The 398-nt window shown below is 65.6% G+C and carries 1 protein-coding gene; it reads left to right on the forward strand.

What is annotated here, in order from left to right; genetic code table 11:
- Positions 1–398: ABC transporter transmembrane domain-containing protein (locus AC1D0P_RS31100; RefSeq protein WP_477680249.1), on the forward strand; the 398-nt coding region annotated here is incomplete at both ends.

Consider the following 398-nt stretch of genomic DNA (forward strand, 5'->3'; position numbering starts at 1 on the left):
CCTTCCGCCACCCCTGGCAGTCGGGTTTCGCCATCGGCGCCACGCTGGTCGCCTCAACTTTCCAGCTGATGATCCCGCGGCTCCTCGGCCATGCCGTCGACCAGACGCAGGGCGTGATAGCCGGCGGCGCGGCGGGGCAGGCAGCTGAGGCCGCGTTGCTGACCACGGCGCTGCTGCTGCTCGGCGCGAGCGTGCTGCGCGGCCTGTTCACCATGGTGCAGAACTATTACAGCGAGGCGGTCGGCCACCATATCGGCTACGAGCTCAGGCTCGCCTGTTATGAGAAGATCCAGCGGCTGTCCTTCAGCTTTCACGACACCGTGCATTCCGGCGACCTGATCACGGTGGGACTGCTCGATCTCGAAGGTGTGCGGATGTATTTCTCCACCGCGCTGGTC

It is taken from the genome of Polaromonas sp. P1_G2, from assembly GCF_056405515.1.